This window comes from Pseudomonas sp. TWI923 (genome assembly GCF_039673365.1).
Classification (GTDB): domain Bacteria; phylum Pseudomonadota; class Gammaproteobacteria; order Pseudomonadales; family Pseudomonadaceae; genus Aquipseudomonas; species Aquipseudomonas sichuanensis.
Genome location: NZ_JBDJLM010000008.1, coordinates 68,531 through 84,229 on the forward strand (window position 1 = coordinate 68,531; position 15,699 = coordinate 84,229).

General features: G+C 63.9%; 16 protein-coding genes. 9 read left to right on the forward strand and 7 right to left on the reverse strand.

The window, feature by feature from the left end:
- Nucleotides 1-47: 47 nt before the first annotated feature.
- The 3 genes from ABE459_RS05915 (at nucleotide 48) to ABE459_RS05925 (ending at nucleotide 2,937) form a co-directional block, all read left to right on the forward strand.
- A complete protein-coding gene (locus ABE459_RS05915; RefSeq protein WP_125463448.1) occupies nucleotides 48-749 on the forward strand; it encodes an FCD domain-containing protein in 702 nt (233 codons plus the stop codon).
- A gap of 15 nt (nucleotides 750-764) precedes the next feature.
- Nucleotides 765-1,460, forward strand: coding sequence for a GntR family transcriptional regulator (locus ABE459_RS05920; protein WP_258706128.1), 696 nt, complete (start codon nucleotides 765-767; stop codon nucleotides 1,458-1,460).
- A gap of 436 nt (nucleotides 1,461-1,896) precedes the next feature.
- On the forward strand, nucleotides 1,897-2,937 hold the full coding sequence (locus ABE459_RS05925; protein ID WP_323830563.1) for a hypothetical protein: 1,041 nt from the start codon (nucleotides 1,897-1,899) through the stop codon (nucleotides 2,935-2,937).
- A gap of 189 nt (nucleotides 2,938-3,126) precedes the next feature.
- Here ABE459_RS05925 and ABE459_RS05930 read toward each other — a convergent pair whose 3' ends face one another.
- On the reverse strand, nucleotides 3,127-3,561 hold the full coding sequence (locus tag ABE459_RS05930) for a PACE efflux transporter (RefSeq protein WP_125463445.1): 435 nt from the start codon (nucleotides 3,559-3,561) through the stop codon (nucleotides 3,127-3,129).
- A gap of 102 nt (nucleotides 3,562-3,663) precedes the next feature.
- Here ABE459_RS05930 and ABE459_RS05935 point away from each other — a divergent pair, with 102 nt between their 5' ends.
- Nucleotides 3,664-4,542 (forward strand): LysR family transcriptional regulator, encoded by an 879-nt coding sequence (locus ABE459_RS05935; RefSeq protein ID WP_323830562.1) that lies wholly within the window; start codon nucleotides 3,664-3,666, stop codon nucleotides 4,540-4,542.
- A gap of 150 nt (nucleotides 4,543-4,692) precedes the next feature.
- Nucleotides 4,693-6,579 carry a methyl-accepting chemotaxis protein McpA gene (mcpA, locus tag ABE459_RS05940; RefSeq protein WP_110994381.1) on the forward strand — a complete coding sequence of 629 codons (1,887 nt, stop codon included), beginning with the start codon at nucleotides 4,693-4,695 and terminating at the stop codon, nucleotides 6,577-6,579.
- Nucleotides 6,580-7,048: 469 nt separating this feature from the next.
- On the opposite strand, the gene ABE459_RS05945 is transcribed toward mcpA, so the two are convergent.
- The 5 genes from ABE459_RS05945 to ABE459_RS05965 form a co-directional block, all read right to left on the reverse strand.
- Entirely contained in the window at nucleotides 7,049-7,765 is a 717-nt protein-coding gene (locus ABE459_RS05945) for a DUF4225 domain-containing protein (RefSeq protein WP_323830561.1), read from the reverse strand.
- Nucleotides 7,762-8,247 carry an Hcp family type VI secretion system effector gene (locus ABE459_RS05950; RefSeq protein ID WP_323830560.1) on the reverse strand — a complete coding sequence of 162 codons (486 nt, stop codon included), beginning with the start codon at nucleotides 8,245-8,247 and terminating at the stop codon, nucleotides 7,762-7,764. The genes ABE459_RS05945 and ABE459_RS05950 overlap by 4 nt, the downstream gene beginning before the upstream one ends.
- A gap of 272 nt (nucleotides 8,248-8,519) precedes the next feature.
- Nucleotides 8,520-9,584 (reverse strand): hypothetical protein, encoded by a 1,065-nt coding sequence (locus ABE459_RS05955; protein ID WP_125463441.1) that lies wholly within the window; start codon nucleotides 9,582-9,584, stop codon nucleotides 8,520-8,522.
- A 55-nt stretch (nucleotides 9,585-9,639) separates the two neighbouring features.
- Entirely contained in the window at nucleotides 9,640-10,011 is a 372-nt protein-coding gene (locus ABE459_RS05960) for a RidA family protein (RefSeq protein WP_323830559.1), read from the reverse strand.
- Nucleotides 10,001-11,161 carry an FAD-dependent oxidoreductase gene (locus ABE459_RS05965; RefSeq protein ID WP_323830558.1) on the reverse strand — a complete coding sequence of 387 codons (1,161 nt, stop codon included), beginning with the start codon at nucleotides 11,159-11,161 and terminating at the stop codon, nucleotides 10,001-10,003. The genes ABE459_RS05960 and ABE459_RS05965 overlap by 11 nt, the downstream gene beginning before the upstream one ends.
- A 113-nt stretch (nucleotides 11,162-11,274) precedes the next feature.
- Between ABE459_RS05965 and ABE459_RS05970 the strand changes: the two genes are divergently transcribed.
- Nucleotides 11,275-11,877: an XRE family transcriptional regulator gene (locus ABE459_RS05970; protein WP_125463439.1), complete on the forward strand. Its 603-nt coding sequence runs from the start codon at nucleotides 11,275-11,277 to the stop codon at nucleotides 11,875-11,877.
- Nucleotides 11,878-12,308: 431 nt separating this feature from the next.
- Nucleotides 12,309-13,094, forward strand: a complete 786-nt coding sequence (locus ABE459_RS05975; RefSeq protein WP_125463438.1) for a sulfite exporter TauE/SafE family protein — start codon at nucleotides 12,309-12,311, stop codon at nucleotides 13,092-13,094.
- Between the two features lie 19 nt (nucleotides 13,095-13,113).
- Here the strand turns inward: ABE459_RS05975 and ABE459_RS05980 are convergent, their stop codons facing one another.
- Nucleotides 13,114-14,112 carry a DUF1176 domain-containing protein gene (locus ABE459_RS05980; RefSeq protein ID WP_323830557.1) on the reverse strand — a complete coding sequence of 333 codons (999 nt, stop codon included), beginning with the start codon at nucleotides 14,110-14,112 and terminating at the stop codon, nucleotides 13,114-13,116.
- 202 nt (nucleotides 14,113-14,314) lie between these two features.
- Here ABE459_RS05980 and ABE459_RS05985 point away from each other — a divergent pair, with 202 nt between their 5' ends.
- Nucleotides 14,315-14,905: a biliverdin-producing heme oxygenase gene (locus tag ABE459_RS05985; RefSeq protein WP_323830556.1), complete on the forward strand. Its 591-nt coding sequence runs from the start codon at nucleotides 14,315-14,317 to the stop codon at nucleotides 14,903-14,905.
- 96 nt (nucleotides 14,906-15,001) lie between these two features.
- A complete protein-coding gene (locus ABE459_RS05990) occupies nucleotides 15,002-15,661 on the forward strand; it encodes a hypothetical protein (RefSeq protein ID WP_125463435.1) in 660 nt (219 codons plus the stop codon).
- Nucleotides 15,662-15,699 lie beyond the last annotated feature (38 nt).

Here is a 15,699-nt window from a genome sequence, read left to right on the forward strand (position 1 = left end):
GCCGGTCGGCCAAACGCAAAAATGCAGCGCCTCTCAAGGAGCGAACCGTGATCAGCTCTTCAACCGTAGTCACATCAGTGGTGGAGAAACTCCGCCAGGCCCTGGCCCGAGGCCAGTGGCGCAGCGGCGACATGCTGCCCGGCCAGCGTGAGCTGGCCGAGCAGCTGGGGATCAGCCGCCCCAGCCTGCGCGAAGCCGTCATCGTCCTGGAAACCCTGGGCCTGGTGCGCTCGATGCCCGGCAAGGGCGTGCTGGTGCTGGACGCCGACGCCGCCCAGGCGCAAAGCCCGGAAGCCGTTGCCGCAGCCAGCCTGGCCGACGTACTGGAACTGCGCTACACCCTCGAACCCTTCATTGCCGGGCTGGTGGCGCAATCGGCCGGCAGCCAGGACATTGGCCAGCTGCGCCTGAACCTCATGGACATGCGCGAAGCACTCGACGCCGGCGACAGCGAAGCGGGCGTCAACGCCTACATCGCCTTCCACGAGGCGCTGTTCGCCCTGACCACCAATCCGATCTTCCAGAGCGTGGTGCAGCAGACCGGCAATGCCCTCAAAGAGAGCGCCGAGATGCTGCGCAAATCGCCCGAACACCTGGCCGCGCGCCTGAGCGAAAACGAAGCGGTGGTGCGTGCCATCCGCGAACGCAACAGCGCCCTGGCCAGCCTGCAGATGCGCCGGCACATCCTCGCCGAGGGCGAGCGCATGGGCATCGCCCTGAACATCCCGGACGACCACCCAGGCACCTGAAACAGGAGAGCGACCATGACCACCTGCGCCCACGCCGCCCCGCACCTGCCTGCCCTGCTGGGTGCCGGCGAAACCCGCCTGTCGGCGGAGCAGATCTACCCCCGGCTGTTCGACGCCATTCTCGAACAGCGCCTGCCACCGGGCAGCGCCTTGCCCGAGCAGGCCCTGGGCAACGCCTTCGGGGTCAGCCGTACGGTGATCCGTCGGGTGCTCGGGCGCCTGTCCGATCAGCAGGTGATTGTGCAACGCCCCAGCCACACCGCGCACCTGGCCGCCCCCGACCCCGAGCAGGCGCGCCAGGTGCTCAGCGCCCGGCGCCTGGCCGAGACCACGCTGATCGGCCTGGCCACCCAGCGCGCGCGCCCGGCGCAAATCCGCCAGCTGCGCCAGCTGGTTGAGCGCGAACGCCAGCACCATGAGCAGGGCGAACGCTGCACGGCGATCCGCCTGGGTGGCGAATTCCACATGAAGCTGGCGCAGATGGCCGCCAATGCACCGCTAGCGCGATTTCTCAACGGGCTGGTGCCGATGACCTCGCTGATCATCGCCCGCTATGAGTCGCCTTGCTGCGAGCACTGCGCCTGGCAGGAGCACGCGGCGATCATCGATGCGGTGGAGAGCGGTGACAGTGGCGCGGCGCTGGCGTTGATGCATGAGCATCTGGACCACCTGGAAGCCAAGCTTGATCTGGGCCGGGGGGATTTGGGGTAAGGGCCGTTAGGTGCTCGCCGGTATTTTTGCAGCGCTCTTGAGATCGAGCGCCGCCCGCGCGGCGCATCGCTGGCAAGCCAGCTCCCACATCTGTTTCGGGCCAGTCACTCCTGTGACTACATCGCTGTACGCCTTGTTGGCCCGACTCGATTTTGAAGTGGGCGCTGAAGGCCCTGCGCTTGACTCGAGACATGCACCAAGGCGGGCAGCGGTACCTCCACAGGCATAACTGGCCCGAAACAAATGTGGGAGCTGGCTTGCCAGCGATGCGCCGCGCGGGCGGCGCTCGATCTCATAGGCGCTGCAAGACTGTCGCCATGCACCTGGCCGCCCCCCCTGCAATCCCAAGACAGCATGTCGCCCCCCACCAAACAGACCGCTTAAGCGCCCTATACTCGAAAAACCACCCCAGCCTCTACCCAAGGAGGCAGCCCGCGTGAAGCCGCTCGCCCTACTTTTGCCTGCCTGCTTCATCCTGGCCCTGGCCGGCTGCGCCGGCAAACGCCCCCCTGCCCCGCCGCCACCGCAAAACCTGCCCCCCGCCGTCTGGCAACGCATCGACCAGGAAATCATCGAAGCCTCTGCCGCCGCCGCAGGCTCGGCCAACGACTACGCCCGACGCTCGATGCGGGTGTGGAAGGAACAGGTGCAGCAACGCACCGAAAACGACTTCATCCCCTGGTTCACCGGCTACTGGACCCAGCAATGGCTCACGCTCAAGGTGGCCTGGTACAAGATCAACAACGGCAATGGCAACGAGCCGCCCGAAAAGCGCCTTGGCCTGTACTTGCAGGAGCAGTACCACCAGCGGGTGATCGACCCGGTGGCCGAACAGATCAACCCCGAAGGCATCCGCGACCGTGCCAGCGAACTGTATCTACAGCTGCTGGGCCAGCAGCTGCCGGCGATCATCCAGCGCTACAACGCTCCGCCCGAGCAGTTCAGCCAGCGCCTGAACCGTATCCCGGCCATCGCCCTCGGCCCGCCCGATGCGCGCAACGCCACGCTCTATCAGTTGCTCAGGGCCAAGTCGCTGGAACAGCAGCCGGCCTGGCAGTCGCTGCGCCAGCAGCTGCATCAACAGGCCTCCAAGGCGCCGGGGCAAACCGATGCGAGGCTGTCATCAGTGGCCACCCAGGCCAGCGAAAAACTCGGCGCCAGCCTCGCCCCGCGCGGGGCGGCCAGCGCCATCGCCGCCGCAGTGGGCAAGGCGGCGGGGGCCATGATTTCGGTGGTGGTGACCGGCTACGGCATGCTCTCCCATGACCGCGAGCAGCCGCAGATGATCGAGCAGTTGCGGGTGATCCTCAACGTGGCGCTGAACGAGGAATGGCAGGAACTGATGGAGAACCGCCAGAGCGGGGCCATGGCGGGTGTTTACTATCTGTCCGGGCAGGTGGAAGACAGCCTGCTCGCCAACCGGGTGCCAGTGCAGGAGCAGCAGCAGGCGCCGCTGCTGATTCGCTTGCCGCCTTGAGTAGGACGGTTGCTACTGCTTTGGTCTGCGCATCCCTCTGTAGGAGCGGCCTTGTGTCGCGAAAGGGTCGCGAAGCGGCCCCAGCTTTCAGCTACGCAACTAAAATCGCCGGGGCTGCTTTGCAGCCCTTTCGCGACACAAGGCCGCTCCTACAGGGGAAGTGCAGACCATGTGGGGCAACGCGGATTTTCAGGCCGGCGCTGGCGCCATGGCCGAAGTCGGCAAGCCGAAGATCCGATCGAACGCCCAGTTGTAGGCGAAGGTGTAGCACGGCACCAGGATGATGAATGCCAGGTCCACCACCAGCGCTTCCAGCAAGCTCATGTCCAGCCACCAGGCGATCAGCGGAATCAGGTACACCACCAGGGTCAGCTGGAAACCGATGGCATGCGCCACCCGCCGCGCCAGGCTGCGCCCGCGTGTCGCCTGGCGGCTCTCCCACCACTCGAACAGGCTGTTATAGATCAGGTTCCAGGCCATGGCGATGGTGGTGATCATCACCGCCAACGGGCCGGTATGCGAGGCCTGGGTGTCGGACAGATAGGCCAGGCCCAGGGTCGACATGCACAGGCCGATCAATTCATAGAAGGTCACGTAGACCAGTTTGCGTTTGAGTCCTTGCACGGGGTTACCTTTACCGCTGGTTTGTCGAAGGTGGGCAAGAATGCTTCAACGGCCTTGACAGAAAAAGTCAGCACCTTTCAGATTTACTGAAAGGAGACTGCCATGAATTTTTCCAGCGATACCATCCTGCTGTTCCTCGCCGTGCTCGATCACGGTTCGTTTTCCGCCGCTGCCCGTGCGCTAGGCCGCGTTCCATCGGCTGTGAGCATGGCCATCGGCAACCTTGAAGCCGAGCTGGGCTACAGCCTGTTCGAGCGTGGCTCGCGCGAGGCGCGCCCCACCGCCCAGGCCCAGGCCCTGGAGCCCCACGCGCGGCTGATCGCCGAGCAACTAGGGCTGCTGAGCGTGCACGCCCTGGAGTTGTCGCGCGGGCTGGAAAGCAGCCTGGCCATCGCAGTGGTCCCGGACATCGACCAGCGCCCGCTGCTCGCGGCCATCGCCCGCCTGGGCGAGCTCTATCCACTGCTCGATATCGAGCTGCTGGCCGCGCCGCAGGAAGACGCCCTGCAACTGCTCGACAGCGCCAGGGTCAGCCTGTGCCTGGCCTTTGCCGGGCTGCAGGTCGACCCACGGCGCAGCTTCCAGCACATCGCCATGGAATCGCTGGTGGCCACCCTGTCACCGCAACACCCTGCCTATGTCGAGGGCCGCATTCGTGACCTCGAAGACCTGGTGCACCTGCGCCAGATCCTGGTGCGCAGCCGCGACCTGCCGCTGGCCGACCCACGCTCGTTGATTGGCACCTCGCACTGGCGCACCGACAGCCTCGACCTGGCCGTGCAGATGGTCGAGGCCGGCCTGGGCTGGGGCGACCTGCCGTTGTCGCGGGTCGCGCCGCTGGTCAGGGCCGGGCGCCTGGTACGCCTGGACTTTCGCAACACCCGCAACGCCCTGGAACTGCCGGTGCACGCGTTCTGGCTCAAGCAGCAGCCCATGGGCCAGGCGGCCAGGGCACTGGTGGCGCTGTTGGCCTCGAAATGATTTGTAAGCACTTGAGGGCATAGCAGCCAACCTCTGCGACATTTAGTCTTTCAACATTTTGCGCAAACGGCCGATACCTCGGAAACAGGCCCCGCCCCTCGTGCCACAAGCATGCGGCGCCCTTCCTTCCCAGAATCAAGGTCTCGAAACATGAACCTGAAATTCCGCCACAAGATCCTGCTCAGTGCCTGCGGCGTCGTCGTCCTGGCATTTGCGTTGTTCACCCTCTACAACGACTACCTGCAGCGCAATACCATCCGCCAGAACATCGAATCATCGGTGCGCCAGGCCGGTCTGCAGACCGCCAGCAGCGTGCAGAACTGGATGAGCGGGCGCATCCTGGTGCTGGAAAACCTGGCCCAGGACATCGCCCAGCAAGGCGCCGGCAGCAACGTACCTGGGCTGGTCGACCAGCCGTCGTACACCAGCAACTTCCAGTTCACCTACTTCGGCCAGAACACCGGGCTGTTCACCCAGCGCCCTGACGCGAAAATGCCCGACGGCTACGACCCGCGCCAGCGCCCGTGGTACACCCAAGCGGTCAGCGCCAACCAGACCCTGCTGACGCCGCCCTACCAGGCGTCGGTCGGCGGCCTGGTGGTGACCATCGCCATCCCGGTCAAGGCAAAATCCAACGGCGAACTGCTGGGCGTGGTCGGCGGCGACTTGAGCCTGAACACCCTGGTCGAGATCATCAACGCCGTGGACTTCGGCGGCATCGGCCATGCGTTCCTGGTCGACCGTGATGGCCAGGTCATCGTCAGCCCGGACAAAGATCGGGTGATGAAGAACCTCAAGGACATCTACCCCGGCAGCCCCCTGCGCGTCGAACCCGGCATGCAGGACGTGAGCCTCGACGGCAAGGACCGCATCATCTCCTTCGCCCCGGTTCAAGGTTTGCCGTCGGCGCAGTGGTACATCGGCCTGTCGATCGACAAGGACAAGGCCTACGCCCCGCTGAGCCAGTTCCGCACCTCGGCGATCATCGCCATGCTCATCGCCGTCGCCGCCATCGCCGGCCTGCTCGGCCTGCTGATCCCGGTGCTGATGCGCCCGCTGACCACCATGGGCCGTGCCATGCAGGACATCGCCGAAGGCGAAGGCGACCTGACCCGCCGCCTGGCCGTGGAAAACAAGGACGAGTTCGGCGAACTGGCTACAGCCTTCAACCGCTTCGTCGAGCGGATCCATGCCTCGATCAGCGAAGTGTCCTCGGCCACCCGCCTGGTGCATGACCTGTCGGAAAAAGTGGTGGGCGCCTCCAACGCCTCGCTGAGCGGCTCCGAAGAGCAGAGCATGCGCACCAACAGCGTCGCCGCAGCGATCAACGAGCTGGGCGCCGCCACCCAGGAGATCGCCCGCAATGCCGCCGACGCTTCGCAACACGCCAGCGGCGCCAGCGAACAGGCCCACGGCGGCCGTGCGGTGGTGGAAGAAGCGATCAGCGCGATGACCGCCCTGTCGCTGCGCATCAGCGAATCCTGCGAGCAGATCGAAACGCTCAATGCCAGCACCGACGAGATCGGCAAGATCCTCGACGTGATCAAGGGCATCTCCCAGCAAACCAACCTGCTGGCGCTCAATGCCGCCATCGAGGCCGCCCGTGCCGGTGAGGCCGGGCGTGGCTTTGCCGTGGTCGCCGACGAAGTGCGCAACCTGGCGCACCGCACCCAGGAATCGGCGGAAGAGATCCACCGCATGATCACCAGCCTGCAGGTGGGCTCGCGCGAAGCGGTGCACACCATGAACACCAGCCAGGTCTCCAGCGAAGAGACCGTGCAGGTGGCCAACCAGGCCGGCGAGCGCCTGGCCAGCGTGACCCAGCGCATCGGCGAGATCGACGGCATGAACCAGTCGGTGGCCACCGCCACCGAAGAGCAGACCGCCGTGGTCGAGAGCCTCAACCTGGACATCACCCAGATCAACGCGCTGAACCAGCAAGGGGTGGAAAACCTCAACGAAACCCTGCGCCACTGCGACGCCCTGAGCCAGCAGGCCGGGCGCCTGAAGCAACTGGTGGGCAGTTTCCGCATTTGATGTGATACCTATCGCGGGGCAAGCCCGCTCCCACGCATTTGTGGGGGCGGGATTGACCCGTGATAGCACCTGACCGGCGCTGATTGCGGATTGCCACAACATTCCTTGACCCAGCCCCAACGCTCGGGCGCCTTACTCCACCACTTGCGTCGGGACGAGCTTGTTCGTGAATTAGCCTAGGCCCATTTTCAGAACCCGCCTGAGACAGGCTATATAAACCAAGCGTGAAACAAAATCATAGCAACACTTATGGTCGTCACTACATTTAGCTCCCACCCAAAGCCATCACCATAGTCAAACGAGTAATTAATCAAGCCCGAACCGCCAATCAGCTTCAAATAAACAACCATCATCACTATGCTGAATAGCGTCATTATTATTGCCAGCACCCTCCTGCGCAGTACAAGCCTAGCAAAACAAATGGTCAACAAGGCATCAAGCCCTACAAACAAAAGCAACCCTGTCATATTCACTTCTTGTACTCTTTGTACAAGTCAATTGCAGTAGGTGTATTGACTGCAGCCTCAGCCCCCAATGCTGCCTTGCTCATCTGTTTAATCGCGACCTCTTTGTCAACACGATAGTATTTGTACAGCCGCCATGCATCGGGCTTAAGCACAGGTCTAAACAACGCACCTATCGACAATGATAAATCGGCGACCAGATAAGCTAGCTTCCCCTCACGCTCTGTAAAACCTAATTTTTTCGAAGCCTCTTGATAACCCTTCTTGACAGGCCCTTGAACATCGTCGCGCCCCTCGTAAAGTCCCCTGAGATTCTCATACACATTATTTGTTCCATGTGCGATTAATGGTCCGCCCGCTACAGCACAGAGCGTCCCCAATGAGCCGTAGCAAAAGCCACCTCCTGCTACTATCTGTCCCACGCCACCGAGAAGACCAACTGACTGCGTGATAATTCTCTCTCGCTGAAGTTTGAGATTATTTTTCTCAGCATTCAGTGCAGCAAGTGCCTGCTCTGGGTCCATTTGACGCTCATACACATCGTTTACCACCCGCCGCGCGTAATAGGCCAACTCCCGATTGAACTGCATCCGCAACCGCCGATCACGCAGGTGTTTAGCGCTGACCCCACAGCCATAGCTGATTAACCGAGACGCCGCCGCATTCACCTCCCAATACGCCTCATCCAACCGCTCACCGTATTCTTCGTCGCGCTGGCTCATAGCTGCTCACCCCAGCTGGCGTACCCGGTGGTACCGGCGGCGTGATGAATCCAACTGATGGTCCGATAGCTGATCAGCAGCCGCTCCTCGGCGTCCTGGTCGATCAAGAGCACCGCATGGGGCACATCCATTTCCTGGATGACGATCACCGCACCCTCCAGCCTCACCGAGAAGTACTTCTCTCGATGACCTGCCGGATGAATGCGGTACAGCTGGATATCGCAGTCGAGCACTTCCCGGCTGTCCACGGCCTGGGCCAGCAAGGGCGTGGACTTGTCGATGAGTTTGGTGACCACAACGGGCTGATGGGTGCCGCGCTGGGTGTTGTCCGGGTTGGAAATGCCGTGGCTGAACGACATCACCGTGATCTCGTCCTGGTGCGCGACCTGGCACCTGTTGCCGATGGACGCCTGGGTATTGCAGCCTGACGAAATCAAACCTTGCCGCTTGCCGGTGATGCTCATGTATCCGTTGAAAGCCATGGCCTGCACTCCTTGTAGAGAAAGGAGCGCAGCCTACGAAAACACTCAGGGCGTGTATGCCGGGCGCTTCTGAATTATTCGGCCTTCGCGGAACGCTCTGTTTATTGAGCCTGATTGCTACGGGTGATTGACCATGGCCGAACAGGTTTGCGCATCTGATGTGATGCTTATCGCGGGTCAAGCCTGCTCCCACGCCTCTGGAGCAACTGTCTTGCTTGCCATTCAAACAGCACGCTATCCCTGTGGGAGCGGGCTTGCCCCGCGATGGCCCTTCACGCCACCGCCACGTTCCTGCTCTTGCCGCGTTTCACCCACCCCACCAGTACCGCCGCCATCAGCACCAACCCCAGGTAGCCGAACAGCGGATACACCTGCCCCACCAGGCTGATGAAGCCCACCAGGCTGCAGACGAACCCCACCACACCCGCCACCACCGCCCCACCGCGGAACTTCGCCGTGCCCGCCGGCAGCAGCCGCGAGAGGAACGAGAACAGGGTGCCCACCGCCGTGTTGACGATCATCCCGAAGATGATCAGGCACATCACCAGCCCCAGCAGCGGTGACAGCTCGTTGGCGATCGACAGCATCGGCATGGGCAGTTCGGCGACGCTGTCCAGGCGCGACAGCATGCCGGCGCTCATCACCAGCATCAGCCCGCCCAGGGCTGCGCCGCCGAGCAGGCCGCCGACCACCGCGCTGCGGCGGCTACTCGCCGAACCACCGAGGATCGCCAGGATGGGCGCACCGGCAACGATGTTGTAGGACACATACAGGAACGCCCCCAGCAGCCAATGGCTGGCACCGGCCTGCTGCTGGCTGGCCAGTTGGTCGAGGGCGGCGAAGCTCTGGTTGCGGGTAAACACCGCGTACAGGGCAATGGCCGATGCCACGAGGATCAGCAAGGGGGTGATCGCGCCAATGGCGACCATCACCTTCTGCACATCCAGGCAGACGATGGCCACCACCAGCACCGTGACCAGCACGCTACCCGCCAGGGCTGGCACGCCGAACTGCTGCTCCAGCAACGCCCCGCCCCCGGCGAGCATGACCACCGTTACGCCGAACATGAAGAAGGTGATCATCCAGTCGACCAGCAGGCCCAGGTGTCGGCCGCAAATGGCCTGGATCACCTGCTTGTGCGACGTCGCCCGCAGGCGGTTGCCCAGCCCTGCCAGGGCCATGCCGAGGAAGGTGAACAGGGCGGCGCTGACCAGCGCCCCGACCATGCCCCAGATGCCGAAATCGACGAAGAACAACAGCAGTTCCCGCCCGGACGCAAAGCCCGCCCCCACGATCACGCCGACGAAAGCGCCAGCGATTTTCAGCTGCTCTTGCATGTGCACCTCTGGTTTTTATTGTTGTGTGTTCGTGAGGCCGCGGATCAGCGTGGCCCTACCCGACGTATGCCTGCACCTCGATTTCCACGTCCACCGCCAGCGCCAACGCCGAAGCCACGGTGGAACGCACCGGCAGCGCCGCGCCGAAGAACTCCTTGTACACCTCGTTGAAACCGGCGAAATGGCCCATGTCCGACAGCCATACGGTGGCCTTCACCACTTGGTCGAGCCGTGCGCCGCAGGCCGCCAGGCTTTCCTGGATACGCTCACAGGCGGCGCGGGTCTGGGCCTGGATATCGCCCTTCACCACCTCGCCGGCAGGGCTCATCGGGATCTGCCCGGAAAGGAACAGGAAACCACCCGCCTTTACCGCGCGGGAAAACGGAAACGGCAGGCTGCTGGGAAAACGCTGAATGTCATTGCTCATGGCAATCTCCTTTGATGGTTGAGTTGAAACGTGCCGGGGACAGGCGCGCAGGCTCGACCCCTTGCTGGGTGAGGCTTGAGCACAAGGGCAGGCCTTGCAGCAGGTCCGCCGCCAGCCGCGAGGCCCCGGCGGCGGACTGGATACCGTAGCCACCCTGGGCGGCCAGCCAGAAGAACGCCGGTTGCTGCGGATCGAAGCCGATCACCAGGTCGCCGTCGGCGACGAACGAGCGCAAGCCTGCCCAGCTGTGGCTGGGCCGACGTATCTCGAGGGTGGTGATGGCTTCGATGTTGAAGATGCCCAGGGCCAGGTCGAGTTCCTCGGGCGCGGCGTCCTGAGGCTCGACCGGGTCGACGTTGGCCGGTGACCCCAATAATTGGCCGGCATCGGGCTTGAAATAGAAGCTTTCATCGACACCGATCACTGCAGGCCAGCGGGCGAAATCGTGCTGCGCCGGGCCCGGGAAGGTGAACGCGCTGCGCCGGCAGGGTTGCAGGCCGATGGTATCGACCCCGCAAAGCCCGGCCACGCGGTCGGCCCAGGCGCCGGCGGCATTGACCAGTTGCCGTGCCTGCAACTGGCTGCCGTCTCCCAGTTCGACCTGCCAGAGGCCGCTCACATACTGGGCCCGAACCAGTTCGGCGTTGCAGCGCAACTCACCACCGGCCTGGCGGAACCCGCGCAGAAAACCTTGGTGCAGGGCGTGCACGTCGAGGTCCATGGCACCGGTTTCATGCACCGCCCCGGCCAGCAGCTCGCCACGCAAGCTGGGCACCAGGGCCACCGCCGCGTCGGCATCGAGCAGGCTGACGGCGGTGCCGTTGGCCTGGTTCTGGGCGTAGGTGGCGTCCAGAAGGTCGCGCTGTTCGTGGCTGGCGACGTAAAGGCAGCCGCGCGGTTCCAGCAATCCATGCTCGCAGAAGCCAGTCGGCGGCCGCTCGTAGAACGCCCGGCTGGCGCGGGTCAGGGCCTGGATCTGCGGGGTGCCGTAGGCCTCCATGAACATGGCCGCCGAACGCCCGGTGGCGTGGTAGCCCGGCTGCGCCTCGCGCTCGAGCATCAGTACCCGCTGCTGCCCGGCCAGGCGGTAACCCAGTGAGGCACCGGCAATGCCGGCACCGATGATCAGGGTGTCATGGATCTGTGTCATCAACGCTCCCGTCGCATGAATTATCATTTGTGAGAATTCTAATATATGAGAATTTCGGATTGCGCAAGCGTCCAAGGTAAGATGCACGGCCCACCGCCTGTTCGAGAGCCCTGATGCCTGACGCCACCGCTGCCCGCCCCCTGCTTGACCGCGACGAAGTCGGCGCGCGCCTGCGCCAGGTGCGCAAGGCACGGCAGATGACGCTCAAGCAGCTGTCCGAACTCAGCGGGGTGCCAGTGTCGACACTGTCGAAGATGGAGTTGGCGCAGGTGTCGGTGAGCTACGAGAAACTGGCCGCCGCCGCACGCGCCCTGAACCTCGACATCGCCCAGCTGTTTCGCGCCAGCGGCCCAGCGAGCGCACCACAGCCCGCCACCGTCGTGGTCGATTCACTGGCCGAGGTGGCCGGTTATTCCACCGGCACCTACGACTATTACCCGATTGCCGGTGCCTTCCCGGAACGGCGCATGACCCCGGCTTATGCCCGCATCATTGCCCGAGAACGCGGGCAGTTCGACGATTTTATCCGCCACCCGGGGCAAGAGTTCGCCATGGTGCTCAGCGGGCGCGTGCGTATCGAGTTCGAGACCGGCGAGGCAGTGAGCATCGGCCCGCAGCAAACCGCCTACTTCGACAGCCAGGTGGGGCATATCTACCTGTCGGAAAGCGAGGATGGCGGGGATGCGCAGGTGATGGTGGTGATGACGGATCGTTGACCGGTACTCAGGCGAAGACCCTGTGGGAGCGGGTTCACCCGCGAAGCAGCCAACCCATTGCATGGCACCGGCTGCGCCGGTGTTCGCGGGTCAAGCCCGCTCCCACAGGGATCGCGCATGACGCAAGGTCGATGCAGGAGCTTGAGGGTGGTGATAACGGATCGCCAGGCTGTGGGAGCGGGTTCACCCGCGAAGCAGCCAACGCGTTGCATGGCACCGGCTGCGCCGGTGTTCGCGGGTCAAGCCCGCTCCCACAGGGATCGCGCATGGCTTGAGGTCGATGCGGTCGAGGTGGGGCAAGTGCAGGCAACACAGGGCAGCTGCCTCGCAAACGCGGTTATAACCTAATAACGAACAAGTCTATTTGGCTATAAAAAAATCTATATGCTGGCTTCCATCCGATCACGGGCAAGCTGGGCGTCGAGTAGCGTATGGATGTAGGTTCTTTCGGTTTCACCATTGCGGGACTGGTTGTGGGCTTCATCGTCGGCATGACCGGCGTTGGCGGCGGCTCGTTGATGACCCCGATCCTGCTGTGGTTCGGCATCAACCCGGCCACCGCCGTGGGTACCGACCTGCTGTATGCCGCCATCACCAAGGCCAGCGGCGTCTGGGTGCACGGGCGCAACAAGAACATCGACTGGAAGATCACCGGCTGGCTGAGCCTGGGCAGCGTACCCGCCGCAGCGCTTACCCTGTGGTTCCTCAGCACCCTGCACACCGACACCTCGGCGCTCAACGCCATCATCAAGCAAGGCCTGGCCGTGGTGCTGATCCTCACGGCCCTGGCGATCCTGTTCAAGTCGCGCCTGCAGGCCTTTGCCAGCAAGCATGCCGGTGACCACTACCACCTCAGCGACCGCACCCTCAACATCCTCACCGTCGTGACCGGCGTGATCCTGGGCATTATGGTCACCCTGACCTCGATCGGCGCCGGCGCGCTGGGCACCGTGGCCCTGTTCCTGCTGTATCCGTTCCTGGTCACCCGTCGCCTGGTGGGCACCGAGATCGCCCACGCCGTGCCGCTGACCCTGGTCGCCGGCCTCGGCCATGCCAGCATGGGCAACATGGACTGGTCGCTGCTGGGCTACCTGCTGCTGGGTTCGCTGCCGGGCATCTACCTGGGCAGCCACCTCACCGGGCGCATCTCGGACCGCGTGCTGCGCCCTTGCCTGGCGGCCATGCTGCTGCTGATCGGCTACAAACTGGCGTTCTGAGCCCGCTCGCGGGCCGGTCCTAGTCCTGGATGCGCCATAGCACTGGCCAATGATCGGCATACACATCGACACAGCGGTCCATTCTCGCCAGGCTGGTCAGACGCATGCGCTGACCGTCGTACCGCCAGTGTTCCTGCACACCGCAGGCACCGGGGTAGTCATCCTTGGCGTAGCTGTACAGATCGCCTTTCTGCGCCCAGAAGCTGATGTGGTCGCGCATCTGCGTGTTGAGCACCGGGCTTGCCGGGGTCTCGAAGGGCAACGGGCCCAGTGTGTAAGGCGCGCTGCGCGACACGCGGTACAACGCATACAGGCAATGGAAGTCGTTGCAGTTGTAGCTCAGCAGTGCCAGCGCATGCTGGTCGTCCAGGGCATGAAGTTCGAGTTGCGGCGCAACATCGAACTCATTCTTCAGCTGATCTTCGGCAGCGGCCCTGGCCATCACCACCGCGGACATACCGGCCCGTTCGGGTTCGGTCAATGGCGACGGCGCTACGAAAGCCGGCGCCCTCTGCTGGACCGGCACCGGCAACTGGTCATCGGCCACGGTATTGCCCGGCCGAACCAGTGCACTGGGGTGGCCGACTCGCCCCTGCACCGAATCGATCAACAGCAAGGCGGCGCTCAGGCCATTCAGCGAGCTTTTGCGTTCCTGGTGCGGGGTGTCGTCCACCAGCGTCTGGCCGTTGCGCATTTGCCGCAGCACCGCGTACGCATCGCTGCCATCGACCTGCAGCATCGTCTCGACCTCGCGCGTGATGCGCCACGGCGCCATCAGCACCTGGCCATCGAGCAAGGGTTCGCCAGCCCAGTCGGTGCTGCCGATCAGGGTCAGGTGCAACGCCCCCTCGGCCCCCGCCTCGCGCTGCACCAGGATCGAGATACGCATGCCTTGAACAGGGTCGGCCAGTGTCGCCGTGCAGTAGCGGGTATTGTCGCAGCCCACCACCCAATCCTTGATTTCGCGGTACAGCGGTACCGCTTCGGGGGCTGCGGCCGCAAGGCCTGGGGTTGCCATTAAAAGGCCCAGGGCCCAGCCGTTCCGTGTTGTCGCGCGCATCATGCCGCCTTCCTGTCATGCCGTTGAAAGCCCCGCTCCGGGGGGGCGCCATGATTGCAGATACAGCGCACAGTTCAAGCGCCCTGAACGTGGATCCAATAGTGGTTTTCCCGTGGACGGGCTGGCACTATCGTCCGCTGTCGATTGCCAGAGCTCCCCCATGTCCGATCCTGCAAGCCCTTTGCTGCACGCCCTGCGCGAGGGCACCCGAGCCTGCCACAAGGGGCTTGAACAGCGTCTTCCGTTTTTCAGCGACGGCTTCGACTTGCCGGCCTATCAGCGCCTGATCGAGGCCTACTACGGCTTCCACGCCCCGCTGGAAGCTGCACTCGCCGGCTACCAGGGCGTCGAGCGCAACAAAGCCCAGGCTCTCGTCCGTGACCTGTTCGCACTTGGCCTCGACGCAGCCCAGATCGATGCCCTGCCCCAGTGTGACGCCCTGCCGCTGATCGACAGCGAGGCCAGTGCCTTGGGGGTGATGTACGTGCTTGAAGGTTCGACGCTTGGCGGGCAGGTGCTCAAGCGCGCCATGGCCGAGCGCCTGGGCGTCGGAGCCGGAAGCGGCGCTGCCTTTTTCGACGTGTACGGGCCGTTGACCGGGACGCACTGGCGCAGCTTCCTCGCCCGCCTGGCAGAAGCCTCGCTGCCACCGGCCGCGCTGACCTGTTCGGTAAACGCTGCGGTTGCCACGTTCGAGCGTTTCGAACAATGGCTCGAGGAGCGACGGGTATTGCTCCGCCCGTCGAACTGAGGCTCCAGGAAAAAGCCGCTTGCAATTGCATTGCCGATGGCCATGCTCGATCATGGCCACTTGCCTTCAATGCCGACTGAAAGGAGTCTCCTGGCAATGCTGCTCATGCTCATCCTTGTCTCTGTGCTCAACCTTGCCATCAGCTGGTGGAACTGCCGCACCGTCGGCCTGATCTGGGATGAGGCCCGCTATGTCGGCGGCACCATGCGCATGCTCGCCTGGGCCGGGGCCATCGAAGCCACGCTCGGCTTCAGCTCGGTGTTGTTGCTGCTGGTGACCCTGTACTTCTATTCCACCGGCCAGCTGCCCCAGGAATACCTCGATGCCGTCGAGAGCCTGTGGTACCTGCTGATCATCATCCCGGCCATCGGCAGCGCCGTGGTCATCAGCGTGCACTCGCTGGAAAACGCCTGGCGCCAGCGCAACTTCAGCGACATCGCCGTTGCCGCATGGAACGTGTATGCCACCGCCCAGCGCCTGGAGCGCGCCACCCATGCGATGCCTGCGGCGTTCGAACGGGTCAGCAAGCTGTTCCAGGGCAAGGATGACCGCAAGGCCGCGCTGGTGGTGATGATCGTGCTGATTGCCGTGACCGGCGGCGCGCTGATTACCTGGAAGCTGATCCGCCACTACGCCCAACAGGCCAGCGGGCCACAGCTGCCTGAGCAGGCAGCGCCGCAAGTGCTCACACAGGCCGCGACCGAGCCGATGCCTGAACCGTTGCCGGCCACGGGTGCCGCACGCAGTTCGGTCTGAGCCGCCAGCGCACTTTCGCGAAGGCCGCACGCGCGGCC